Genomic DNA, 24,316 nt, shown 5'->3' with positions numbered 1-24,316 from the left:
AATGTGAAAGGCTTGGGGACATGGCACAGAAGAACGACAACCCTGCTGATCCGTTCAAGAAGGCTTTGGCCGAGGCCACCAAGGTCATGGCCGATGACCCCGAGTTGTCCGTAACCTACACGGTTGATCCTTCGGGCATGTCCGGCGAGTCGATGCGTTTGCCTCAGGTCTCGCGCCGAATGACGCGCGAAGAGGTGCTTCTGGCACGCGGTACTGCCGACGCTCTGGCCTTGCAGCGTAAATATCACGACGATGCCACGCATGCACGCTATGCCCCTCCAGGAGATATGGCGCGCGATCTTTACGAGGCGATGGAGACCGCCCGCTGTGAAGCGATGGGCGCGCGGGATATGCCCGGCACTGCCAGCAATATTGACGTCAAGATCGGGCATGAGGCGATCCGGCGTGGCTATGACCAATGCAAACAGCCTGCCGATGCACCTCTGGCCGTGGCAGCAGGCTATCTGATCCGGCATCTGGCCACCGGGCGCGATCTGCCGCCTGCAGCCGAGAACATCATGAACCTTTGGCGCGGTTTCATCGAGGAGCAGGCCGGAGGAACGCTGGAGAATCTGGACGAAATTCTTTCGGATCAGGCCGAGTTTGCCAAATTTGCGCGTCAGGTTATCAAGGATCTGGGCTATGGCGATCAGTTGGGGGATGACCCTGACGAACTGGACGACGAACAAGAAGATCAGGCCGAGGAAGACGCCGAGGAACAGCCCGATCCCGACAGCACTGGTCAGGATGATCAAGACGAGCAGGACGCCGACGCCACACCTGAGCAAAGCCAGGAAGAGCAACAGGATCAGTCTCAGGCCCAGGTTTCGATGGATGAGATGGCCGAGGATGAGCTGGGGGATGAGGCGGAGATGCCTGAAGGTGAGGCTCCGATGGAGCCGCCTGCACCGCCGCCCGCATCCGAAGCTGACCCGGATTACCGGGTTTATCTGGATGCCTATGACGAGGAGATTGCTGCCGAGGATCTGGCAGAACCGGCTGAGTTGGAACGGCTGCGCGCCTATCTGGACCAGCAACTGGAGCCTTTAAAAGGAGCGGTATCGCGTCTGGCCAACAAACTTCAACGCCGGTTGCAGGCGCAGCAAAACCGATCCTGGGAGTTCGACCGCGAAGAAGGCATTCTGGATGCCGGTCGTCTGGCGCGCGTTGTTGCAAACCCAACCACACCGCTGAGTTTCAAGGTCGAGAAAGACACTGAGTTCCGCGATACAGTGGTAACGCTGCTGCTGGACAACTCGGGTTCGATGCGGGGCCGCCCGATCTCGATCGCGGCCATCTGTGCGGATGTTCTGGCACGGACGCTGGAACGCTGCAATGTGAAGGTTGAGATTCTGGGCTTTACCACGCGGGCATGGAAAGGCGGTCAGGCGCGCGAGGCGTGGCTGAATGATGGTCGTCCACAACAACCCGGTCGCCTGAACGATCTGCGTCACATTATCTACAAAGGCGCGGATGCACCGTGGCGGCGGTCCCGGCCCAATCTGGGTCTGATGATGAAAGAGGGTCTGCTGAAGGAAAACATCGACGGTGAGGCGTTGGAATGGGCGCACCGGCGGATGCTGGCGCGGCGCGAGGCGCGCAAAATCCTGATGGTCATTTCAGATGGTGCTCCGGTCGACGATTCCACGCTGAGTGTGAACCCGGCAAACTATCTGGAGAAACACCTGCGCGATGTGATCGCCATGGTCGAAAAGCGCAAGATGGTCGAACTGTTGGCGATCGGGATCGGCCACGATGTGACCCGCTATTATGATCGGGCCGTGACCATCACCGATGTGGAACAGCTGGCGGGTGCGATGACCGAACAATTGGCAGCCCTGTTCGATAGTGATCCACGCGCCCGGGCGCGTGTGATGGGGATGCGAAAGGCCAGCTGAGGCTGGCCTTGCCTCCGGCGGGAGTATTTTTGAAAAGATGAAGTCTCGGATCGGCATTTTGTTCGGATCATACTGATCTGGACATTTCTTCCACTGCGCCTCAGGGTTTGCCGGTACCAAAATCAATGAGGCCCTTCATGTTCCAATCCTTTCAAGTGACTGCCCGCCCGGAACAGGGACCTCCGCGACTGGCCGCGTTGCGAGAAGAGATGACACAGACGGGCTTGGACGGGTTTCTGGTCCCACGCGCGGACGCGCATCAGGGAGAATATGTAGCACCACGCGACGAAAGATTGGCATGGTTGACGGGCTTTACAGGCTCGGCCGGGTTTTGTACCGCCCTGCGTAATGTCGCGGGGATGTTCATTGACGGACGGTATCGTACGCAGGTCAAAGCGCAGGTTGCCAACGACTTCACGCCAGTGCCCTGGCCCGAGGTCAGTCTGAGCGCGTGGCTGAAAGAGCAACTGCCCAACGGTGGTAAGGTGGGGTTTGACCCCTGGCTGCACGCTGTAGGACAGATTTCCGATTTGGTCCGTGACCTGGACGGTAGTGGCATCGAGCTGGCGAGATGTGAGAACCTTGTTGACCGGATCTGGGCGGATCAACCTGCACCGCCGATGAACCCGGTCAAGGTGCATCCGATTGAATTTGCTGGGGAAACATCGGACAGCAAAATTACACGTCTCGCCAAAGACCTGCAGCAGAACGGGCGTAGTGGAGCGATAATCACCCTGCCGGATTCCATAATGTGGCTGTTGAATATTCGCGGATCTGACATCGCCTATAACCCGGTCGCGCATGGATTTGCTGTCTTGCATGCAGATGGCAGGGTCGACCTGTTCATGACAGCCGAAAAGCTGATCGAAGTCAGGGATCATCTGGGGTCAAATGTGACGGTGCATGACCCGCAGACTTTCCTCGACACGGTCAGCACACTGGAGGGGCCGGTTCAGGTAGACATTGGCACGCTGCCGCAAATCGTAGCGGATGTTTTGGGGACCGCGATGACTGAAGGCGGTGATCCTTGTGCCCTGCCCAAAGCCTGCAAAAACCCTGCCGAAATCGCGGGCAGCGCCGAAGCGCATCTGCGTGATGCAGTGGCCGTGATCGAGACCCTCTGCTGGCTGGACAAGCAAGCCCCTGCCAGTGTGACCGAGACTCAGGTGGTCACGCGCCTGGAAGAAAACCGGCGCAAGGACAATGCGCTTCAGGACATATCGTTCGACACCATTGCCGGAACCGGACCCAACGGTGCGATCATGCATTATCGGGTGACCGAAGAAACCGACAGCCGATTGGAAAATGGTCACATTCTGGTACTGGACAGTGGTGGGCAATATCTGGACGGTACAACCGATATCACGCGAACCATTGCCATCGGCGAAGTTGGCGATGAAGAGAAAACCTGTTTCACACGTGTCCTGAAAGGCATGATTGCCATGTCGATGTTGCGCTGGCCTGCGGGTCTTGCAGGGCGCGATATCGAATGCGTGGCGCGAACGCCGCTGTGGGCCGCGGGGCAGGACTTCAACCATGGGGTCGGTCACGGGGTTGGGGCTTATCTGAGTGTCCACGAAGGACCCCAGCGCTTGTCAAAAGTCAGCCATGTGCCGCTGCAGCCCGGCATGATCCTGTCGAACGAGCCCGGATATTATCGTGAAGGCGCCTTTGGCATCCGCATTGAAAACCTTGTCGTGGTGGAACAGGCTCCTGCCCTTGCCGGCGGCGACACGGAACGCGCGATGTTGAACTGGCGTACCCTGACTTTTGTACCGATTGACCGCAGGCTGATCCTGGTCGATATGTTGACCCCCGACGAACGCGACTGGCTGAATACCTATCACCGCGACGTTGCGGAAAAAATCCGCCCGAGGCTGGGACATGACGCGCAACTGTGGTTGGATGCCGCAACTGCGCCGGTCTGACACCGGGCTGTTACATAGAACGGGCAGAGGAGAGGCCCAAATACGACGAGGGAAGGAACTGGAATGACCGAGATCACGATCCAAAAAGCGCCGGGCAAATGGAGTGTCCGCTCGGGCGGTGCGATTCTGGGCGAGACAAACAACGCGCTGGAACTGCACGAAGGCGACAAGGATCCGGTGATCTACTTCCCGCGCAACGATATTGCGATGGCTTTTCTGGACCGCACCGACAAAGTGACCCATTGCCCTGGCAAGGGCAACGCGACGCATTTTTCCATCGTCAACAAGTCATCCGTGACCGAAAATGCTGTCTGGAGCTATGAGGACCCAATCCCAAGCGTGGCTGAGATCAAAGATCACCTGGCATTTTATCCTGTGGAATCCGTGAAGGTAGAGCAGATTTAGTATTTGCTTTGAAACTTTTTCGCGCATTCAGACGGGCCGAAAGGCCCGTTTTTTGATTGAGGTGTAGATTCTGGAAGCGAAGGTACTAGCCGATTCCCAGCCTCACGCAGCTGTGGAATGCATGTGAGCGGCAATTACGGCAAACTTGCATCCGGGTATCACCGGAGGCTTCCATGTCGATTTCACGTCGCGGTTTTGCAGGAATGATCGGAGCGGGTGCGCTTGCCCCCAGCGTGCTGTGGGCACAGCAGGATCCTGTGCTGGAAGCCTTGCGTAGCACGCTGGAGGGGCGCCGTACTGCGTTTGAGGCGCATATGACTTACCTCAGGGATCGCGGGCAGCCGGACGTTGTGCCAGGGCTATTGACCGCAATGCGCTACGCTGATCGGCGCCGGGACGAGATTGTCGAGGTAATGGAAGCCCTGACCGGGAAGCGCTATGGCAATGACTGGTTCGAGTGGATGCTGTGGCAGGAGCGGAACCCCCAGATTATCCCTCATCCTTCGCTGATCCCGTTCAAGCGTGAGGTTCTGCTGCGGATCGATCCGAATTTCGATGTGTTCCTGCAACCCGACTACCTGCAACGCGACCGGATGAAGATCCGTTTGGAAGAAATCGCATGGGGCGGCGTGCACAAGGATGGTATTCCGTCTTTGGACAATCCGACCCTGATTTCACCTTCAAATGCCGGTTACCTGAAAGGCGACGATCTGGTCTTCGGTGTAGCAATCAACGGGGATGAGCGCGCCTATCCTCTGCGGATCATGGGCTGGCACGAGATGTTCAATGACGTGATCGGCGGAGTACCTGTGGCGCTGGCCTATTGCACGCTCTGCGGGTCGGGCATTCTTTTTGAAACGCAAGTGGCGGGACGGCGGAAACCTTTTGTTTTCGGTTCGTCAGGGTTCCTCTATCGGTCGAACAAGCTGATGTTTGACCGCGAGACGCATTCGCTTTGGAACCAGTATACCGGCAAACCCGTGGTGGGTCCCTTGGTGAACAGCGGGATCGCATTGAAACAGCGCCCGGTTGTGATCGCAACGTGGGACAGCTGGAAAACCTCGCACCCTAAAACGCGCGTCCTGTCGCTGAACACGGGGCATCGGCGCAACTATGGGTCGGGCGTTGTCTATAGAGACTATTTCGCCTCAAGCGAGTTGATGTTTCCGGCGGTGGTGGATCAGTCCAGACATCGGCAGAAAGACTACATCTTTGCCGTGCGCCAGTTCGGAGCCGCGCGCGCATGGCCGCTGGATGCATTCAAGCGCAAACCGGTGATTAACGACGCCATCGCCCAAACACCGCTGGTTCTGATTGGGGATCCAAAGGAACGCAGCGTACGCGCGTATGAGCGTAAAGGCTATACATTCAAGACAACGCAAGCAGGTTTGCAGGATGGCAAAGGTCAAAGCTGGACCGTTACCGAAGACGCGTTGATCGGACCGGATGGCACACGCTTGTCTCGGGTGGCGGGGCACATCTCTTACTGGTTTGCCTGGGACAACTACCTTGGAGACACAGCCAGCGTTTATGGCGGGTAAGGTTTAAGAGTGTTCCTCGGCGGCAGTTGCCGCAAGCGCCCTGTTATAGGCCTTGAGCGCATCAACGTGATAAAGCGCACCAACAGGCGTTTCAGATCCATCGTCTTCCAGAACAATCACCGGAATGCAGGGGATGTCTGCACGGTCAAAATAAGGCATTGCCGCTTCCAGTGTGGCGCTGGCCTGAATACACAGGCCCTGTTCGATCAGTCCCTGCGCTTCTTCCTTGGTGATCGAACGCGGGTCACCGATTGGGCGCATCACGGCCCCGGCGCGCAGCATGGCCAACAGATATGCCTGCGGCCCGGCGGCAAGATGGACATCCCGTCGTTCCAGTTGCGTGAGGAAGAAGGACCGATCCACAAGACGCGAGGCCAACGCGGTGGACATGGAAACCGTCACCATCACTGCAAGACCGATCTGCCAATCCCCAGTCAGCTCAAAGACAATCAGTGTGGTCGAAATAGGCGCACCCAGCACCGCCGCAGCCACAGCACCCATCCCGGCAAAGGCATAAAGCGTGTGTGTGCCGGACACATCCGGCAACAATCCCGTGGCAATCAAACCAAAGGCCAACCCGGTCAGAGCGCCAATCATCAGTGACGGTGAAAAGACACCGCCCCCCATACGCCCACCCATCGTAATCGCAACGGCAACCGTTTTGACCACGGCGAACAGGATCGCGGTTGTCAACACCAGATCACCGGTCAAAGCACGGATAGTCGTCTCGTACCCCACGCCGATGATGTGCGGGAACCAGATTGCCAGCAGACCCAACATCGCCCCGGACACGGCCGGACGCAGCCACCCCGGAATGGACAGACGGCTTTGGATATGGCTGCCGATATCCTCGGCAAAAAAGATTGATCGCATCAGCAGCAGGGCAACAAAGCCGCAGATCAGACCAAGGATCAGGAAGGCCGGAAGCTCGACATAGAATTGCAGCGATCCCGGAGTATCCAGCGTGAATTCGGTAACATCACCGTATTCCAGCCGGTTGATCACCGTTCCCGCGACCGAGGCGATAACGATTGGCGCGAAGGCGTGCACGGCAAAGTGGCGCAGCACGACCTCAAGCGCGAACAAAGCCCCGGCAATGGGGGCGTTAAAACTGGCTGAAACAGCAGCGGCCACGGCGCAACCCAGAAGGTCGCGGCCTGTGATCCCATCCGCGTGGATACGGTTGCTGACCCATGTAGAGATTACTCCGGCCATGTGCACCACGGGCCCTTCCCGACCCGTTGACCCGCCCGAACTGAGCGTGATCAGAGAAGCAAAGAATGAGGCAATCCCCGCCTTAACCTCGACCCGGCCGTCTGTCACGGCGGCGCCTTCGATCACATCAGCCACAGATCGCACACGCCCGTCATCGGTAAACCGGTTCAGGATCACGCCCACCAGCAAACCACCGACAATGGGAATGATCAGAACCATGAACCAAGGCAGTTTCTCAGCATGGCTGTGCAGCAGCAAAATGTCATCTGTGTCATAAAGGTAAGCTTGCAGGGAACGGATCGCTTTGCGGAAGCCAAGCGCCATGAACCCGGCCGCGATACCGATGGCCAGTGCGATGAACCAGAACTGGATCTGGCTTGGCCCCCGGCGCAGCATCACCCGCCACGCATCCTTGATCGCGGCCAGAGCCTGATTGAACTGGTTGCGCAGAACGGTGCGGGTCGACTGAGTCATTGGCCCTCGGGGATCATCACTTACACCTTAGTAAGCCACGGAGCGCCCATATAAAAGTGGGATAGCGACAGTGTGAGCACCGCAGAACGCCCTTTACACATCAGGCTTGCAGCAGGGCCCGGGCAGCAGCGCGCGCTTCTTCGGTGATGGTATCGCCTGCCACCATACGCGCGATCTCATCCACGCGGTCCGGTTCTGCCAAGGGAACCACGGTGGACAGGGTTTGTCCCTGAGTCACCTGCTTCTGCACACGCCAGTGATGCGCCGCTCGGGCCGCAACCTGAGGCGAATGGGTGACGACAAGCACCTGCCCCCCCTGCGCCAATGACGCCAGCCTGCGACCAACCGCATCGGCTGTGGCACCGCCAACGCCCCGGTCAATCTCGTCAAAGATCATCGTGCGCGCGCTGTCATCGCCAGTCAGACAGACCTTGAGCGCCAGCAAAAAGCGGCTGAGTTCGCCGCCCGAAGCAATCTTGTTCAGCGGACCTGCCGGAGCGCCGGGATTGGTCGCCACGGTGAACGCCACTGCGTCAGTGCCTTCAGGGCCCGGCTCAGCCAGGGCGAGTTCAGTTTGGAATACGGCGCGTTCCATCTTGAGCGGGGCCAGTTCCGTCATGACGGCGGCATCAAGTCGCCCGGCTGCTGCCTTGCGGGCTGCGCTCAGCGCTGTAGCGGCGGTGTCATAAGCTTTCTGCGCCGCAACCACGGCGGCACGTTTGTCTGCAAGATCGGCATCGCCCGCTTCCAGCCGGTTCAGGCGGTCGCGCAGGGTGTCGGCAAATGTTCCCAGATCATCCGGCGAAACATCATGCTTTCGCGCCTGCGCTCGGATGGCGAACAGGCGTTCTTCAACCTGCTCCAGTTCCGCCGGGTTAAAATCCAGCGCTTGAAGGCAGGCATTCACGCCATCCTGAGCCTCGCCCAGTTCGATCATCGCACGCCCAAGCGCAGCGATCGGTTCTTCCAACTGGCCGCCTGCGTTGTCTGAAACGCCTTCCAACCAGCGCATAGCGTCAGACATTGCGCCTTCGGCCCCATCCCCGGACAACAGCGCGAAGGCGCGGGCGACATCATCCCGGATGCGCTCGGCCCCCTGCATCATGCGGCGGCGCGCATCCAGTTCGGCATCCTCGCCCGGTTGCGGATCAAGCTGATCCAATTCAGCCACCGCATGACGCAGGAATTCTTCCTCGCTGCGAACAGCCTCAAGTGCGATCTCGGTCTCAGCTAACAGCTTGCGCGCACGGGACATCTCGGTCCAGGCTGCACGTACTTTGGCCAAATGCCCCGATACACCCGCGAAATCGTCCAGCATCGCCCGATGCCCGCGCGGGTTCAGCAACCCGCGATCGTCATGCTGGCCATGCAGTTCGATCAGGGTTTCGGACAATGCACGCAGCACTTCGCCCGAACACCGCCGATCATTGACCCAGGCGGTCTTACGCCCCTCGGCAGTGTTGACCCGACGCAGGATCAGTTCTTCGCCGCCCGGCAAGCCCGCTTCGGCCAGAATCGCATGAGCAGGATGGTCGGCGGAAAGTTCAAACTCGGCGACAACTTCGCCCTGTGCCGCGCCTTGCCGCACCAATTCGGCACGACCGCGCCAGCCCAGTACAAACCCAAGCGAATCCAGAAGGATTGACTTGCCCGCCCCGGTTTCCCCGGTCAAAGCGTTCAAGCCCGGTTGGAAGGTCAGTTCCAACCGGTCGATGATGAGCATGTCGCGGATATCTAAGGCGCGCAGCATCGGGTCTTTAACGTCCCAAGCCAGAAGCCATGGCGATTACAACCATTCACCCTTGATGGTCTGACGATAGATCGTGCTGAGCCAGTTGTTACCACGGCTCTTAAGATCAAGGCCGCGCGATGTCAGCAGCTTGTAGGCATCGTCATACCATTCCGAGGACTGATAGTTATAGCCAAGGATGGCACCGGCTGTCTGCGCTTCGTCCAGCAGGCCGAGAGACAAATAAGCCTCGACCAAACGATAGAGCGCTTCAGCGGTGTGAGAAGTTGTCTGGAAATCTTCGACAACAACGCGGAAGCGATTGATCGCCGCGATGTAATGATCCTGACGCAGGTAGTAACGCCCGATTTCCATCTCTTTGCCTGCCAGATGGTCAAAGGCGAGGTCGAATTTCAAAACCGCCGAAGTGGCATATTCGCTGTCAGGATAAACCTCGATCACGGTGCGCAGCGATTGCAGTGCCTGAAAGGTCAGGCCTTGATCGCGCCCGACCTCATCAATCTGGTCATAGTAGCTGAGCGCCAGCAGGTATTGCGCATAGGCTGCATCTTCATCCGTGGGGTAGAAGTCGATATATCGCTGCGCAGCTGCGCGGCTTTCTTCATAATTCTTGTCCGCGTGGAACGAAAACGCCTGCATGATCAGCGCGCGCTTGGCCCAATCTGAATAGGGATAGAGGCGTTCAACTTCCGAGAAATACCATGCCGCATCGTCCGAGCGATTCTGCGACAGTTCATATTCCCCACGGGTGTAGATCTGTTCCGGCGTGAATCCTTCAAGGTTCTGATCCCGGTCCGCGCCTTTTCTGCCGAAAAGACCACCGTTGCCACACGCCGCCAAAACTGCTGTCAGAAGAATCGCCCCTGCGAGTCTGACTGCCGCTTTGCTGCCAACCATACCGCCCATCCTTGTCGTCTTGCTTAATGGGGTTCGCCCCGAATTGAGCCATGGTCTAGCACAGAAAATTCCGGTGCAAAACGCCTTATGCAACTTCTGGCGCAAATGTCGTCAGAGTTGATCAGATCAGGCGACTTCAGGAATTTCGTTTACAATCAGCCCCTGCCCCGGCAGACGCGCGGCCTGCTGCGGCGTACACAGCACCGGACGCACCGCACCCGGAGTTTCGAACAGATTGCGCAGAAGGGTGTTGGTCAGCGAATGGCCCGACTTGTTACCTGTAAAGTGCCCAAGAATCGGACCACCCGCCAGATAGAGATCGCCCAGAGCATCCAGCATCTTGTGACGCACAGCTTCATCGGTGCGACGGAAGCCACCCGGCGTCAGAACTTCGCTGCCCTGAACAACAACGGCATTGTCAAGCGTACCGCCCAAGGCCAGCCCGTTGGCCCGCATGGCTTCGACGTCAGTACGACGACAGAATGTACGGCAGTCGCTGAGTTCACGTGCAAAGGAACCATTGCGCATGTCCAGCGTTTTGGTCTGGCTGCCGATTGCGCTGTCTTCAAAATCGATATAGAAGTCGATGATCAAACCGTCGGCAGGCACGATGCTGGCATCCGCGCCTTCGCGTGTCGCGGTCACGGGCTTCAGAACCTCATAGGCCAGAACCGGGCTTGCCTGACGGCGCACACCCTTGGCCATGATACCGCGTACGAAATCAATCGAAGACCCGTCCATGATCGGCACTTCAGGTCCATCAATCTCGATCAGCGCATTGTGTACACCACATCCGGCCAATGCAGCCATGATATGTTCGATGGTCGAGACCGATACACCTGAATCATTCACCAGGCGGGTGCAAAGCGGGGTACGCTCGACCGCATGGTAGATTGCAGGGATCATTGCATCGCCCAGTTGAATATCCGTCCGTTTGAACCAAATGCCATGACCTGCCGCAGCAGGCTTGAGAACCATGGTCGCGGGCTGGCCGCCATGCAGCCCAACGCCTTTAAACGTGACCGGAGATTTGAGCGTATGTTGCAAAATGGGCCTCGGTGAGTGGTGTCCAGCCTGCGTTGGCTGTGTTGGTCACTCAGTTAAGGAAGCCTGCGTCAAGGCTCAACTCACTCTTTGCAACCGAATGAAACATGTATGTAACAGATCGGCAAAACCCTGCTTACATGTTATTAACTATATGTTTCTAAATGATAAAGGGCCGCTAAGAAACGGCCCTGTGAGTGGATTTTGTTACCGCGATCAGTTGGCTTGACGGCGCAGGAAGGCAGGAATTTCGATACGATCCTGTTCCGGATCGGCCTCGTCCTGGACCGGTGCGGTGGCTTCAGACTGGCGCAGAACGGGCTGCTGGCGCGGCGTTTGCGCCGGTGTGTCTGCTGCATGACCGGTCATCCGATCGATCAGTCGATTGAAGCCGAAGCGCGACCGTTCTTCGGGTTCCGGCTGTGAAACAGCTTCGGGCTGGCGTGGTGCTGCCGGGCGCTGCGGCGCTGACGGAACCTTTTGCACAGCCGCCTGCAAGCGCTGCAGCGCCTCGGGCGACGGGGTGCCTGCGGCATGGCCGCGCGGGGCGACAAAGCTTTCGGGCGCGGGTTCGACATGTTCGGGCTGCGGCTCGAAGTCCGCCACACGCGGCTGGTAAGCAGGAGGTGGCAAGTCGTCCTCGACACGTTCGTCACGCGGCTGGAACTGCGGTTGCGCGGTCTCTTCTGCGGCCTCAAAAAGCGAAGGCTCACGAGGTTCTTCCATCTGCGGCGCGGTTTCCGCCATTTCCGCTGCAACAGGAGCGTCTTCCTGAGCGTGCTCTTCCGCCGAAACCGTGCGTGTCAGCGGCTCGGACATTGAGCGGCGCGCAACCGGGACATCCACGGATTTTTCGCTGGCGTCGATGCCGGTCGCAACCACCGATACACGCATGCCGCCTTCCATTGCGGTGTCCAGTGTCGATCCGACGATGATGTTCGCTTCGGGGTCCACTTCCTCGCGAATGCGGTTGGCTGCTTCGTCCAGTTCGAACAGAGTCAGGTCGTGGCTGCCGGTGATGTTGATCAGGACACCCTTCGCGCCTTTGAGGCTGATCTCGTCCAGCAGCGGGTTGGCAATGGCTTTTTCTGCCGCTTGAACCGCACGATCTTCGCCGGTTGCCTCGCCGGTTCCCATCATCGCCTTACCCATCTCGTCCATTACGGCACGAACGTCGGCAAAATCGAGGTTGATCAGGCCCGGGCGAACCATCAGGTCCGTTACACCCTTAACGCCTTGATACAGAACGTCATCCGCCATCGAGAACGCTTCGGTAAAGGTGGTCTTTTCGTTGGCCAGACGGAACAGGTTCTGGTTCGGAATGATGATCAGCGTGTCGACAACCTTTTGCAGTGCTTCAACGCCGTCTTCGGCCTGACGCATCCGCTTGGCGCCTTCGAATTGGAAAGGCTTGGTGACAACACCCACCGTCAGCACGCCCAGTTCACGGGCGGCTTGAGCGATGATCGGTGCGGCGCCAGTGCCGGTGCCGCCGCCCATACCGGCGGTGATAAAGCACATATGCGCGCCTGCCAGATGATCGACGATCTGCTCGATGCTTTCTTCAGCGGCTGCTGCGCCCACGGTGGGACGGGCCCCTGCACCCAGACCTTCGGTGACTTTCACACCCAATTGCACGCGTGCCGAAGATTGGCTTTGCTGCAGCGCCTGCGCGTCGGTGTTGGCGACAACAAAGTCGACACCGTCAAGCTGTTTCTCAATCATGTTATTGACGGCGTTCCCGCCTGCGCCGCCAACGCCAAATACTGTAATCCGAGGCTTCAGTTCGTCGTGCCCGGGCATCGAAAGATTCAATGTCATGCTCTGTCCGCCTGTATTTATGTCCCGCCAAAGCGGTGTTTTTCTTACCTATCCTTGGTCGATTCTAGCCGGATGATGCGAAAAGGTCACGTCAAAAATCGCGATTTGCCACAAAATATGGAGGAAATAAGGCAGCAACCGGCGGCATTTCGCAGGCGCTGCCAGATATAGCGGAAACGTCGGCGACCATCACAAGACACCCAGCAGGCCGCGAAGGCATTTTCTTCCTTCACGCTCTGACAGATCATCTTTTACATTGCGGAAAACTGCTCAGGTCCTGCCGCGAGACCTCTGACGGGCCCTGTGGATATCTTGAGGGATAAAACTGTGCTCCGCAACCGAAATCTTCAACTGGTCGGGGCGTTTGGACAGTTCAAGTCGCTTTGCGTGATACTGCGCACTTCCTGAATTTCTCCGTCTGCAAATGACGCCAGCCTCACCATCAGACGGCCTTCGTGCAGGAACGGCCACCAGCAAACCGGGATCCCGTCCGGGTCGTTGTCATAAAGAAAGCAGATCTGGCCGTTTGGCGTCGTGATTTGCCCATAAACGCACCCCCGGCCCTCTTCCCGCCAAACCGAGACGCGGCGGTTCAGAAATTGCTCGGTCCCAACAAGGTCTCCGCTGCGAATCTCGTGGAAGGTAAGCGTTTTGCCAACGGCTGCATCAAGAAATGCGTCCGGGGTAATCATGCTCTGCGCCCACGCCCAGCCTGGCAACAGGGCAGCGCCCAGCGCAGCCCAGCGCAAGTGCTTACCAGTTATCACGGAACCACCGCACTGCGCGTTTGAACGGGCGCGCAGCATAGGTGTCGACCGGAATCTCGAAATCCCACCATTCGTCCTGCGGATGAGCCGCAAACAGGCTGAGACCCACAGCAGAGGAAAACGCAGGGCCCGTTGCCGATTGCGGCAAGCCATGCACGCGCAGCGGGCGACCCAGACGCACGCGCTGTCCCAGAATACGGGTGGCAAGCCCGTCCAGCCCCATGATCTGACTGCCACCCCCTGTCAGAACGATTTGTTGACTTGGCATATGTTCGAACCCAGCGGCGTCAAGACGCACGCGGACCTCTTCCAGAATCTCTTCGACGCGCGGGCGCATGATGCCGATCAACTCGGCCCGACTGACGGTGCGACGGTCGTGTTCCCAGTCGCCGGTGTCGCCACCAATGTCAATCATATCCCGGTCGTCAGCCCCTGTGGCGTGGACGCCCCCATTAAATGTTTTGATCCGCTCGGCCACAGCCGCAGGCACACCCAGACCCATCGAGATGTCGCTGGTTACGTGATCGCCGCCCATGCCGACGCAATCCGCATAGATCATGTGTTTTTTCATGAAGATCGACACGCTGGTGGTGCCACCACCCATGTCGATACAGGCCGCGCCCAGTTCCTGCTCATCCTCGACCAAAGCGGAGATACCCGACACATATGCCGAGTTGGCAATACCTGCGAGCTCAAGATCACAACGCTTGATACAACGCACAATGTTCTGGATCGCCATCGCGTCTACGGTTAGCATATGCATGTCGACCGCGAGGCTTTGCCCCATCTGACCGCGGGGATCGATCAGACCCGAACGGTTGTCGAGCGCAAAGTTCACCGGCTGCGCGTGCAACACTTCGCGCCCCTCGCCGTAATCGGGCACGTCACAAGCATTCAAAACGCGGCCAACTTCAGCCTCGGTCACAAGCTGACCGTCAAGATCCACCTGTGCATCCAACCCGTAAGAGCGCGGATTGGCCCCCGAGAAACAGGCAATCACGTGATCGACGCGCATATCGGCCATCTTCTGCGCCGCTTGCAGCGCGGTGCGGATGGCGCGTTCGGTTTCCTGCATGGCGGTGACTTCGCCAAACTGTACGCCGCGCGAACGTGTGGTCGCCGCGCCAATGACACGAAACCCGGTCTGACCGGCCATCGAACCGATGGTATTGTCTTCACTCAGCCGACCCGTGCCGTCAAAACGCAAAACAAGGCAGGCAATTTTTGAGCTACCCACATCCAAAATCGCAATCACACCGCGTTGCAAAGCCTGTCGCCGCATCTGCCGCATGGCGCGTTGGGACTGATAAAGATCGGTCATCATGGTCGTTACTGCCCGTTACTCACGTTCACTTTTGTATTCCACCAGTCTTCGCTGGCGGCTTTGCTCATTCGAATGGTCGGACGCTGGCCAAGACGCATGTCGACCACGGCCACGTCACGTTCCAGAAGGTCCTGCACTTCGTTCACCGCCAGAACGCGTTCCAGCGCGCGCACCGGGCGTTCAGTCGGCAGCATGATGCGTTGACCGCGATCCAGAACCAGATCCCAGCGCCGCTCGCCCACGCGTACCAGCCCGCGCACGCGATTGCCCAAACTGCGCGAAGTCTGAAAGATTTCAAGCGCCTCAGCCACGTGAACATCAGCGCCCTTGCCCGCGATCAGTGGCAGGTTCGCATGATCCTTGCGCGAGGATGTCTCTTTGACATGGGCTCCGGTTTCATCCAGCAACTCCAGCCCGTCCCGGGTGCGCCAGACAATCACCGGCTGACGTTCAACCACGTCCACTTGCAGGATGCCGCCTGGGCGGATGCGCACCGTTGCTGATTTCACCGGGTCCAGCCCGGCGATCGTATCGCGCATATGTTCGACATCCAGATCCCAGGAACTGATCGGGAAATCCAGAGGCACGACCTCTCGGATATCCTCGGACAAGCTGGTGCCTGCCCCGTCGATAGCCATCAGATTGACCATGAACTCGGGACGTTCCTGAATCGAAGTACGGATATCGGCGACAAAGGCGGTGACAGCGTCGCGCCGTTCTTGCGAGGCGAAGTAAAGCCCAACAGCCGCCGCCACGGCACAGATTGGCAAGCCCACTTTGACACCCATCCGAATGCCCGGCGTAAGCATCCAGCGTTGAAGCCGGTAACTCAGGCGCGACGGCGCTGGATCGCTGCGACGTGCCGTGCGGGAAAACACCCGCGCCCCGCGCAGGCGCAAAAGCGGCTCAGCCTCATGCGATTCCGTGTCTGCCGAGGCGAAATCGGCATCCGGCCCCGCAAGCGGCTTGCTGCGATGGATTTCCAGTGAACGGCTGGCGGTCAGCGGTCGCATGAGGCGTCCTCCACCATCCAGGCGCAAAGCTGGCCGAAGGTCATGCCCAGATGGGCGGCCTGTTCCGGGGCCAGTGACGTGGGCGTCATGCCGGGTTGCGTGTTGGTCTCCAGCAGAAACAGACCGTCAGCGCCCATGCTGTCGTCCCAGCGGTAATCGGTACGACTGACACCCCTGCACCCCAACGCATCATGCGCGCGTACGGCGTAATCCATGCAACGATCAAAGATGTCTTGCGGAATGTCAGCGGGCAGAACATGCCAAGAACCACCGGGTTTGTACTTGGCGTCGTAGTCATACCAGCCATCATCGGTCATGATTTCCGTCACGGTCAGGGCGCGGTCGCCCATCACGGTCACGGTCAGCTCGCGCCCCGCCACGTATTTTTCGACCATGACCTGATCGGGCATCGCTTCGTCCAGCTGCGGCGGGCCATTGGCGTTTTCGTGCACGATGTAGATGCCAACGCTGGAACCCTCGTTGTTGGGCTTGGCCACATAAGGGGGCTCCATCACATGCATTTCGATGACCTCGACCTTCGGCACAATCACGCTGGGCACAATCGGCAAGCCCTCGGCCTGGTACACCTCTTTGCTGCGCTGCTTGTCCATCGCGAGAGCCGAGGCCAAAACACCGGAATGGGTGTAGGGAATGCGCATCCATTCCAGCAGACCCTGCACACAGCCGTCTTCACCCCAGCGGCCATGCAGGGCGTTGAAAACCACATCTGGCTTGATATCCAAAAGACGCGCATAGAGGTCGGGACCTGCGTCCAGTTCGACCACTTCAAAGCCTTCTCCCACAAGGGCGGCTGCGCATTCGCGCCCAGAGCTGAGAGACACCTCGCGTTCCGCCGAGGGTCCACCCATCAATACCGCCACTTTGGGGTTTGTCCTGCTCGACATACCCAACGTGCGCCTCAATGTCCCCGGACCTTATGTGGTGGTCCGTACTGCGTTTATGCCTTTGATCCGTCGCCTTAAATTAGCCTGTTATGGTCTGACGGTTGGGGCTTTATTCTGTCAGCGGATCACCGACCCGCATGATTTCCCACTCTAGCGTGATGCCGCTTGTTTCGTAAACCTTTTTTCGCACCTGTTCGCCCAACCCTTCGAGGTCAGCGGCGGTGGCGGTGCCGGTATTGATCAGGAAATTCGAGTGCTTGGCACTCATCTGTGCGCCACCCAGGGTGGCACCACGCATTCCCGCATCGTCGATCACCTTCCACGCCTTGAGGTCGTGCACGTCATCCGCCCGACCGGTCGAAGAAAAGCCCGCCGGATTGCGGAAGGTCGACCCGGCGCTGCGATCCTTGGTTGGCTGCGTCTCGTCGCGCTTCTTGATCTGCGCGCCCATCCGGGCATGGAGATCTTCGGGATTGCCCGACGCACCTTCAAACGTGGCGGAAATCAGCACCGCGCCTTCGGGCAGATCGGATTGGCGATAGCGGAAGTTCAGGTCATCGGGGGACAGGTCCATGACATCACCTTGCCGAGTGACAATGGTGGCTGTTTTCAGCACATCCGCCGTGTAGTTGCCATAGCAGCCCGCGTTCATTCGCACCGCTCCGCCAACAGAACCGGGTATGGTGCGCAAAAAGGTCAGGTCCACTCCTGCATCCGCTGCTTTGCGCGCCACATGCGCGTCCAACGCTGCCGCACCTGCGGTGACCGTGTTTCCATCGATCTCGATCCCGTTGAAACCGCGTCCCAAACGGATCACCACAGCGCGCAAACCGCCATCGCGCACGATCAGGTTTGAACCGACACCCATTGGAAAAACCGGAACATCCGATGAAAGACCCCGCAAAAACACTTGCAGGTCTTCGACGTCGGCCGGTTGGAACAAGTAATCTGCAGGGCCACCAACGCGGAGCCATGTCAGATCGTTCAGCGGGCGGGCCGGCGTCAGGCGACCCCGAACTTCGGGTAGGATGCTCATGTGGTTGACTTTTTCGCCAGGCTACGACCGCCAACACCACCCACGATAACCGCAAGCAGGAACGGCAGGACCGATCCAGTCAACCAGATAAAGGGACCAAATGCTTGCTCCTCTTCCCCTGTACCGACACCCGCCAACATCACGATCAGCACCAACGCAACAACCGAAGTCAGGCCGATGAGCCAAAGCAATCCTCTGACACCGATCCAGCGCCCGGCAATAAGTCCGGCAACGCCACCAAGGATCAAAGAAATGAGTGGCAAATAAGCGAAAGTAGCAATGTCGACCATGTGGCCTCCTGAAAATGGCCGTTACCTGTTGGCCGCCTTCATGCCTTGCATTTTCGCTTTTGTCCAACGGGTCAGGTAAATCACCGGCCAGCGCAGCATCGACATGCCCATGACCAAAACAAGCAATCCGATCCACGGGCCGTTTTCATAGGTGACGTACCCCAAAAGAGGGACACCTACCGCGATGAGGACATAGGCGCGGGTCCAATGATTATCTTTGCTGGGGATCATCGCCAGCACATTTGCTGCGACACCCCAAAGCGCGGCTAGTGCGATCGACCAGCTCATTCTGCCGCCTTGGATCCGCCCCATTTGTTCCAGAAATACCGAAAGGCGTTGCGGAACATTGAGGCAAACGCAGCAAACGCCAGCAGCCCGACAAACCAGCCGTAATCATAACCGAGCCAAAGGATCAGAAGCGGCGCGCTGGCCAGCAATACGATACCGGGCGGAAACTGCAATCGCATGGGCAAAAAGGCTACGACCGTAGAACACATGACCCAAAGTATGGCAAATATGATCGACAGGTTCATTCTCCGCTCCTTTGGAAGGGTGGCGATTGGCAGAATCAGGGTTTCATCCCAGGGTTGTGCACCCAAGCGTTTGCCACGTCAAACAGCTTGTTTCCTCTGCAACCTCTCTGGCAGACCATTGGCCCATGCGCTGATGGTACCTGCCCCAAGACAGACAACCATATCCCCGGGACGGGCTTGTTCTCGGACGAGGCGCTCCAGGTCGTTTTCGTCAAACAGCGCCCGCGCATGCCGATGGCCGTGGCGGATCAGGCCCTGCACCAGATCATCGCGCGAGGCGCCTTCAATCGGGTCTTCCCCGGCCGCAAAAACTTCGGCGATGGCGACCACGTCCGCGTCGTTGAAGCACGTGCAGAAGTCGTCGAACAGATTAGACAGGCGTGAGTAGCGGTGAGGTTGGTGGACAGCGATGACACGACCTTCGGTCGCTTGACGCGCCGCCTTTAGAACAGCGGCAATTTCAACCGGGTGATGGCCATAGTCGTCGATGATCGTGACACCATCGACTTCTCCGACCTTCGTAAAACGGCGGTTCACACCACCGAAATTGGCCAGGGCTTCTCGGATTTCGGATGCTTTCATACCCAAATGGCGGGCAACCGCCACAGCGGACAATGCGTTTGAGACGTTGTGGTCGCCGGGCATTGGCAGGGTGCAACCTTCGATCACCTTGTCTTCGTATTGCAGGTGAATGTCGAAATGCGCAACGCCGCCTTTATAGGTCAGATTTTCGGCACGCACGTCGGCCTGCGCGTTGAAGCCATAGGTGCGCACGCGCCGGTCCGTGATGCGCCCGACCAAAGCCTGCACCTCAGCATGGTCGGTGCAGCAAACGGCCAGACCATAGAAAGGCAGGTTCGAGACGAATTCGTGGAAGCCATCGCGCAACCTGTCGAAATCCCCCCAATGCTCCATATGCTCTGGGTCGATATTGGTGACGATGGCGATGGTCGCTGGCAGACGGTTGAACGAGCCGTCGGATTCGTCCGCTTCGACCACCATCCATTCGCCCTGCCCCATGCGCGCATTCGAGCCATAGGCGTGGATGATACCGCCATTGATCACGGTCGGGTCGAAATCACCCGCCACCATCAGCTCGGCCATCATCGTGGTCGTGGTCGTTTTGCCGTGTGTGCCCGCAATGGCGATATTCGAACGCAGGCGCATCAGCTCGGCCAGCATGTCAGCGCGCCGCACAACGGGCAGCCCTTGGGCGCGTGCCTCATCCAATTCCGGGTTGCCGGGTTTGATCGCAGTCGAAACAACCACAACAGCGGCGTTTTCAAGGTTATCAGCCCGCTGCCCGACAAAGATTTCAGCCCCCAACCCCGCCAACCGGTCAGTGATCTTCGATGCCTTCAAGTCCGAGCCCTGCACACGATACCCCAGATTCAAAAGCACCTCGGCGATGCCGGACATCCCGATCCCTCCGATCCCCACAAAGTGAATCGGTCCTACGTCCTGCGGCAGTTTGGTTGCGGGATTCATGCGGTCTCCTTCTGCGCCAGCTGTTCGACAAGATGCACAAGACGCTCGGTCGCGTCGGGGGCACCGGTCGAAAGGGCGGCATGGGCCATTTTCTGTGCGGCTTCGGGGTTGGTCAGAACCGTGGTCATTTGCTGCGTCAAGGCGCGAACGTCAAGCGCATTTTCAGGGATCATGATCGCACCGCCTGCCTGTACCAATCCACGCGCATTGGCGGTTTGATGATCTCCGGCGGCGGCGGCAAAGGGGATCAGGATCGAGGGTCGTCCAATGACCGAGATATCGGCGACACTTGATGCGCCTGAGCGCGAAATAATCAACTGAGCATCCGACATGCGTCTGGGCACATCAGCGAAAAAGGTCTGAACTTCTGCGCGGATACCATGATCATTGTAGAATGCCGTGACACGCGCGCTGTCCTCATCCCGGGCCTGATGCGAAACGCGGATGTGGCTACGGATGTTTTCAGGCAAGGCGGCAATGGCCTCGGGCACCACGTCGCTCAGGATACGCGCGCCTTGTGAACCGCCCATGACCAATATCGACATCGGGTAATCGCCGGGTGGAATGTATCCCGCGGCGGCACGGTCCAGAACGGCGGCGCGTACCGGATTGCCGGTGTGAATGCCTTGCGCCCCTTCGGGCAGATCGGTTGGCCAGACACCGCAAGCCACTTGCGCAACACGGGTAGCGAAAAGCTTGTTCACGCGGCCCAGAACACCGTTCTGCTCGTGAATCATGCGTGGGATTTTCAGCAGCGTTGCCGCGCCCAGCGCAGGGATTGACGGATACCCACCAAACCCCACAACCACGTCGGGCTTATCCCGCATCATCTGGAAGTACATGCTGGTCACGCCGCCCACGATCTTGGGACCGACCAGTGCCTTGGCCGCCAAACCGCCGCGCGCAAAGGTGGCCGAGGACACCTCGGTAATCTCGGTCGCATCCGGGAAGGCGCCGGTATAGCGCGCACCGCGTGCATCGGTGGACAGGCGCACGCGCCAGCCTTTGCGAAGCAAAGCCTCGGCCAGGGCCTGAGCGGGGAACATGTGGCCCCCGGTTCCGCCAGCCGCAATCAAAAGGTAAGGTTTCCCCATTAGCCTCGTCCACGCAGAATATCACCAAGCTCGCCCTGTGGGCGGGTTCGGGTAAACGCCAGCAACATGCCGATGGCAATACCGCCCGCGATCAGGGACGACCCGCCATAGCTGACGAAAGGCAACGTCATGCCCTTGGCGGGCAACAGGCGCACGGCGACGCCCATGTTGATCATCGCCTGAACGCCGAACATGCAGGCCAATCCGGTGCCTGCCAGACGAATGAACATGTCCCGTTCGCGCATCAGCCGCAGCAACGAACGCACGACGATCAGCGCATAGAGCGCGATGATGATCAGCACGAGGATCAGGCCGTATTCCTCGGCCGCGACAGCAATGATGAAATCGGTATGGGCATCGGGCAGCGACCATTTCACCTGCCCTTCCCCCACACCGACGCCGAACAACCCGCCTTCGCGGATGGCGTTGGTGGCATAGCCCAGCTGGGTGGTCGGATCGACCTCTTGGTTCAGGAAACCATCAATGCGGCGGGCAAAGTGTTCGGAATTCGAATAGGCAAACATACCGGCCAACACGACCGCGCCCGCCATGCCGACGAGCAAAAGCATAGGGGCTCCGGCCACGAAATACATGACGCCCCAGCCGAACAGGATCAGGCACGCCTGACCGAAATCGGGCTGCATCACCAACATCCCGACGATCGACATGCACAGCGCAAAGGACCAGATCCGTCCGGGAGGGCCGTTAATCTCTTGCGACGCGGCCAGCAACCATGCCGCCACAACAATGAAGCCTGGTTTCAAGAATTCAGAGGGTTGCAGCGAGGCAAAGCCCAGCGAATACCAGCGCACCGCGCCTTTTCCAAAGTCGGTTCCGAAGACAGGCAGAAAGACCAGCGCCACAAATGACGCCAGAAACCCAAGAACGGCCAAACGCCGCACCAGCGTCGGAGACATCATCGATGTCAGCAACATCGCGATCAGCGCCAATCCGCCGAACAGAGCCTGACGCTCGACATAGTGAAACGGATCGAACCCGTTGCGCCCAGCCAAGGGCGGCGATGAAGCCAACCCCAGCAACAAACCGATTGTGAACAGGATCAATACGCAGGACATCGTCCAGCGATCAATTGTACGCCACCACTTTGGTAGAATCGGTTCTCCGCGCTGGTCCTGGACCGCGCCATACACCATCTCAGTCATGAGATACCGCCACTCTCTGCCTCGTTAACGTCCCGTTTTCGGGATCTGTTTGAGAGTCTACATGCAATTTGGTGTTTGGGCTAGTGGAATGAGGGCCAAACCGGATTTTCAGCCCCCATGTTGTTCAGCGCGAAAGATCAGACCAGCGCCAACAGCTTCGCGACGTCGAGAAGACCTGCTTTTCCAAAAAGCTCGTCCTTGGTGGGCAAAACCGGAGCACCCATGGCATTCTTTTTCCCGTTTACGTCATCCACCTGAAGCTCATCGACTCCGATGGGCAACCAATACCAATGCGCGACGCTGTGCCGAGTGGGGCTTGCGCTCAGTCCTTCGAAAATATCTTTGATATCCTTTCCCGACAAATGAACCGCAGATTTTCGCTGCATCAATGCAATCGCGCCTGCGACCAGAGCACAAGCCCCCGAGGTACCACCAAACTCTGTGTACAGCCCAGCCGGATCGTCTCCTGCTTTTGCTCGGGCAGCCACCGGTCCCGCAAGGGTTCCCTCGACATAACCACGCGGACCCGGCACATCGAGCGTGACAAGCCGCTGGGGTGAATAAGGAACATAAGGAATGTTTTCTGTGCAAGAACCCGGTTTTTTGTGCAGCTCGTGATCGACGTGGAAATCGCCAGCTGAAGCGGCTTGCCGGTCAAGGCGGATCTGGTTCCGGTTATACACCTCTCCATCATCCGAAGGGGCCACAACAGTCAGGTGGTCTTCGGATGAATAGTTTGAATAGCCAGACCGAAAAGCCTGATAACTCACGGCTCCGACAGATATGACACCGTTATCCGAGTCAGATGACAGGCTGGCGGGGTAGATCAACTTGCTTCTGCCATCATTTCCCGCGGCGCAAACCACAGGGATTTTTTTGCTGACCCATGTGATGACCTTCCTCAGAAGGGCCCAGTCCGCGCTGATGCCAAGTGCATCCTGTGACGGCTCACCTGGCTTGGTTTCGTGAATCCGCGTCTTTTCGTCTTCATCCAGCTCAGTATACCCCGGCCAATGGTTCGGGTCCGCAACATCCCTTGGGAAAAGGATCACCTCGACGTTCTTTGAAAAGGCATAAAGGAATGCCGCAATCAATTCTCGCGGGCTGGGAGAGATCGAGGTGGTGATTGGCAGAACTTTGCTGAGCGGGTCGACACCGAAATAGGTTGCGATGTTGCCCGCGTTACCGAACTGATCGGCCGCGTATGAGGTGCCACTGGTCAGACCTGCGCAGCTGGTCCCGTGCGCGGCATAGCGGTCATCATAGGCGTGAACATACCGTTTGACACCGCACCCTGACCGGATTTCGTCGATGATCTTTTCTTCTGCCGAAGTGAGCGTTCCGATGGTCGAGCCTGCGGGCAAACCACTCAGCAATGACACCTTTTCTTCCCGGTGCTTGTCCGTCGCTAAGAATGAGCTCAGCAGATCGTATTTCGCTCCGTAAGGATGGCTGGCCAGATCAAGCGCGTCGTCCCACAGAATCTGTCCATCTCCTGTTGGTGCGTCCAGATTCGGGTGATAGGGCGCGACCCCCATATCGATCAGAGCGATATGTGCCTTGCTGTCCGGCGGCGGGGTGAAATCCCAGGCCACATCGCCAATTTCCGGGCAAATCTCACCGCTTGCCGGAGGGTTCGGTACCGTGATCGCGTTTATCGCAACCAGATGCCAAAGATAGTAGAAACGTTCATAGTTTTCCTGACCGTCGGTCATCTCAAATCCTCCCCT

General features: G+C 58.6%; 21 protein-coding genes. 4 read left to right on the top strand and 17 right to left on the bottom strand.

Annotated features, from left to right (window positions below; translation table 11 throughout):
- The first annotated feature begins 20 nt into the window (after positions 1-20).
- The 4 genes from cobT (at position 21) to AC2FNU_RS08980 (ending at position 5,772) form a co-directional block, all read left to right on the top strand.
- Positions 21-1,898, top strand: a complete 1,878-nt coding sequence (gene cobT / locus AC2FNU_RS08995) for a cobaltochelatase subunit CobT (RefSeq protein ID WP_496787382.1) — start codon at positions 21-23, stop codon at positions 1,896-1,898.
- A 137-nt stretch (positions 1,899-2,035) separates the two neighbouring features.
- Positions 2,036-3,826 (top strand): aminopeptidase P family protein, encoded by a 1,791-nt coding sequence (locus AC2FNU_RS08990; RefSeq protein ID WP_496787380.1) that lies wholly within the window; start codon positions 2,036-2,038, stop codon positions 3,824-3,826.
- Positions 3,827-3,889: 63 nt separating this feature from the next.
- Positions 3,890-4,231: a DUF427 domain-containing protein gene (locus AC2FNU_RS08985; RefSeq protein ID WP_496787378.1), complete on the top strand. Its 342-nt coding sequence runs from the start codon at positions 3,890-3,892 to the stop codon at positions 4,229-4,231.
- 173 nt (positions 4,232-4,404) lie between these two features.
- Positions 4,405-5,772, top strand: a complete 1,368-nt coding sequence (locus tag AC2FNU_RS08980) for a DUF3179 domain-containing protein (protein ID WP_496787375.1) — start codon at positions 4,405-4,407, stop codon at positions 5,770-5,772.
- Between the two features lie 3 nt (positions 5,773-5,775).
- Here the strand turns inward: AC2FNU_RS08980 and AC2FNU_RS08975 are convergent, their stop codons facing one another.
- The 17 genes from AC2FNU_RS08975 to AC2FNU_RS08895 form a co-directional block, all read right to left on the bottom strand.
- A complete protein-coding gene (locus AC2FNU_RS08975; protein ID WP_496787373.1) occupies positions 5,776-7,461 on the bottom strand; it encodes a chloride channel protein in 1,686 nt (561 codons plus the stop codon).
- Positions 7,462-7,561: 100 nt separating this feature from the next.
- A complete protein-coding gene (gene recN / locus AC2FNU_RS08970) occupies positions 7,562-9,211 on the bottom strand; it encodes a DNA repair protein RecN (RefSeq protein ID WP_496787371.1) in 1,650 nt (549 codons plus the stop codon).
- A gap of 36 nt (positions 9,212-9,247) precedes the next feature.
- On the bottom strand, positions 9,248-10,108 hold the full coding sequence (locus AC2FNU_RS08965) for an outer membrane protein assembly factor BamD (protein WP_496787369.1): 861 nt from the start codon (positions 10,106-10,108) through the stop codon (positions 9,248-9,250).
- A 126-nt stretch (positions 10,109-10,234) separates the two neighbouring features.
- Complete coding sequence (gene lpxC / locus AC2FNU_RS08960) at positions 10,235-11,155, bottom strand: UDP-3-O-acyl-N-acetylglucosamine deacetylase (protein WP_496787366.1); 921 nt, start codon at positions 11,153-11,155, stop codon at positions 10,235-10,237.
- 213 nt (positions 11,156-11,368) lie between these two features.
- The gene (gene ftsZ, locus AC2FNU_RS08955) at positions 11,369-12,973 is read right to left on the bottom strand and encodes a cell division protein FtsZ (RefSeq protein WP_496787364.1); all 1,605 of its coding nucleotides are present in this window, start codon (positions 12,971-12,973) and stop codon (positions 11,369-11,371) included.
- A 347-nt stretch (positions 12,974-13,320) separates the two neighbouring features.
- Positions 13,321-13,740 (bottom strand): hypothetical protein, encoded by a 420-nt coding sequence (locus tag AC2FNU_RS08950; protein ID WP_496787362.1) that lies wholly within the window; start codon positions 13,738-13,740, stop codon positions 13,321-13,323.
- Entirely contained in the window at positions 13,727-15,061 is a 1,335-nt protein-coding gene (gene ftsA, locus AC2FNU_RS08945; protein WP_171092297.1) for a cell division protein FtsA, read from the bottom strand. Before ftsA ends, AC2FNU_RS08950 begins: the two co-directional genes overlap by 14 nt.
- Positions 15,062-15,069: 8 nt before the next feature.
- Positions 15,070-16,077 (bottom strand): cell division protein FtsQ/DivIB, encoded by a 1,008-nt coding sequence (locus AC2FNU_RS08940; RefSeq protein ID WP_496787360.1) that lies wholly within the window; start codon positions 16,075-16,077, stop codon positions 15,070-15,072.
- Positions 16,065-16,982, bottom strand: a complete 918-nt coding sequence (locus AC2FNU_RS08935; protein ID WP_496787359.1) for a D-alanine--D-alanine ligase — start codon at positions 16,980-16,982, stop codon at positions 16,065-16,067. The genes AC2FNU_RS08940 and AC2FNU_RS08935 overlap by 13 nt, the downstream gene beginning before the upstream one ends.
- A gap of 109 nt (positions 16,983-17,091) precedes the next feature.
- Positions 17,092-18,018 carry a UDP-N-acetylmuramate dehydrogenase gene (gene murB, locus AC2FNU_RS08930; protein WP_496787356.1) on the bottom strand — a complete coding sequence of 309 codons (927 nt, stop codon included), beginning with the start codon at positions 18,016-18,018 and terminating at the stop codon, positions 17,092-17,094.
- Positions 18,015-18,308: a hypothetical protein gene (locus AC2FNU_RS08925; protein WP_496787353.1), complete on the bottom strand. Its 294-nt coding sequence runs from the start codon at positions 18,306-18,308 to the stop codon at positions 18,015-18,017. Before AC2FNU_RS08925 ends, murB begins: the two co-directional genes overlap by 4 nt.
- Positions 18,309-18,329: 21 nt before the next feature.
- Entirely contained in the window at positions 18,330-18,596 is a 267-nt protein-coding gene (locus AC2FNU_RS08920; RefSeq protein ID WP_496787350.1) for a DUF2484 family protein, read from the bottom strand.
- Entirely contained in the window at positions 18,593-18,841 is a 249-nt protein-coding gene (locus AC2FNU_RS08915) for a DUF2484 family protein (RefSeq protein WP_496787347.1), read from the bottom strand. Before AC2FNU_RS08915 ends, AC2FNU_RS08920 begins: the two co-directional genes overlap by 4 nt.
- Before the next feature lie 78 nt (positions 18,842-18,919).
- Positions 18,920-20,329, bottom strand: a complete 1,410-nt coding sequence (gene murC / locus AC2FNU_RS08910) for a UDP-N-acetylmuramate--L-alanine ligase (RefSeq protein ID WP_496787345.1) — start codon at positions 20,327-20,329, stop codon at positions 18,920-18,922.
- The gene (locus AC2FNU_RS08905) at positions 20,326-21,423 is read right to left on the bottom strand and encodes a UDP-N-acetylglucosamine--N-acetylmuramyl-(pentapeptide) pyrophosphoryl-undecaprenol N-acetylglucosamine transferase (protein ID WP_496787343.1); all 1,098 of its coding nucleotides are present in this window, start codon (positions 21,421-21,423) and stop codon (positions 20,326-20,328) included. The genes murC and AC2FNU_RS08905 overlap by 4 nt, the downstream gene beginning before the upstream one ends.
- Positions 21,423-22,586, bottom strand: a complete 1,164-nt coding sequence (ftsW, locus tag AC2FNU_RS08900) for a putative lipid II flippase FtsW (protein WP_480798514.1) — start codon at positions 22,584-22,586, stop codon at positions 21,423-21,425. Before ftsW ends, AC2FNU_RS08905 begins: the two co-directional genes overlap by 1 nt.
- Positions 22,587-22,723: 137 nt before the next feature.
- Complete coding sequence (locus AC2FNU_RS08895; RefSeq protein ID WP_496787341.1) at positions 22,724-24,301, bottom strand: S8 family serine peptidase; 1,578 nt, start codon at positions 24,299-24,301, stop codon at positions 22,724-22,726.
- Positions 24,302-24,316 lie beyond the last annotated feature (15 nt).

Source organism: Ruegeria sp. BHSB064 (assembly GCF_059613205.1).
This window is presented reverse-complemented; position numbering and strand designations above follow the sequence as displayed.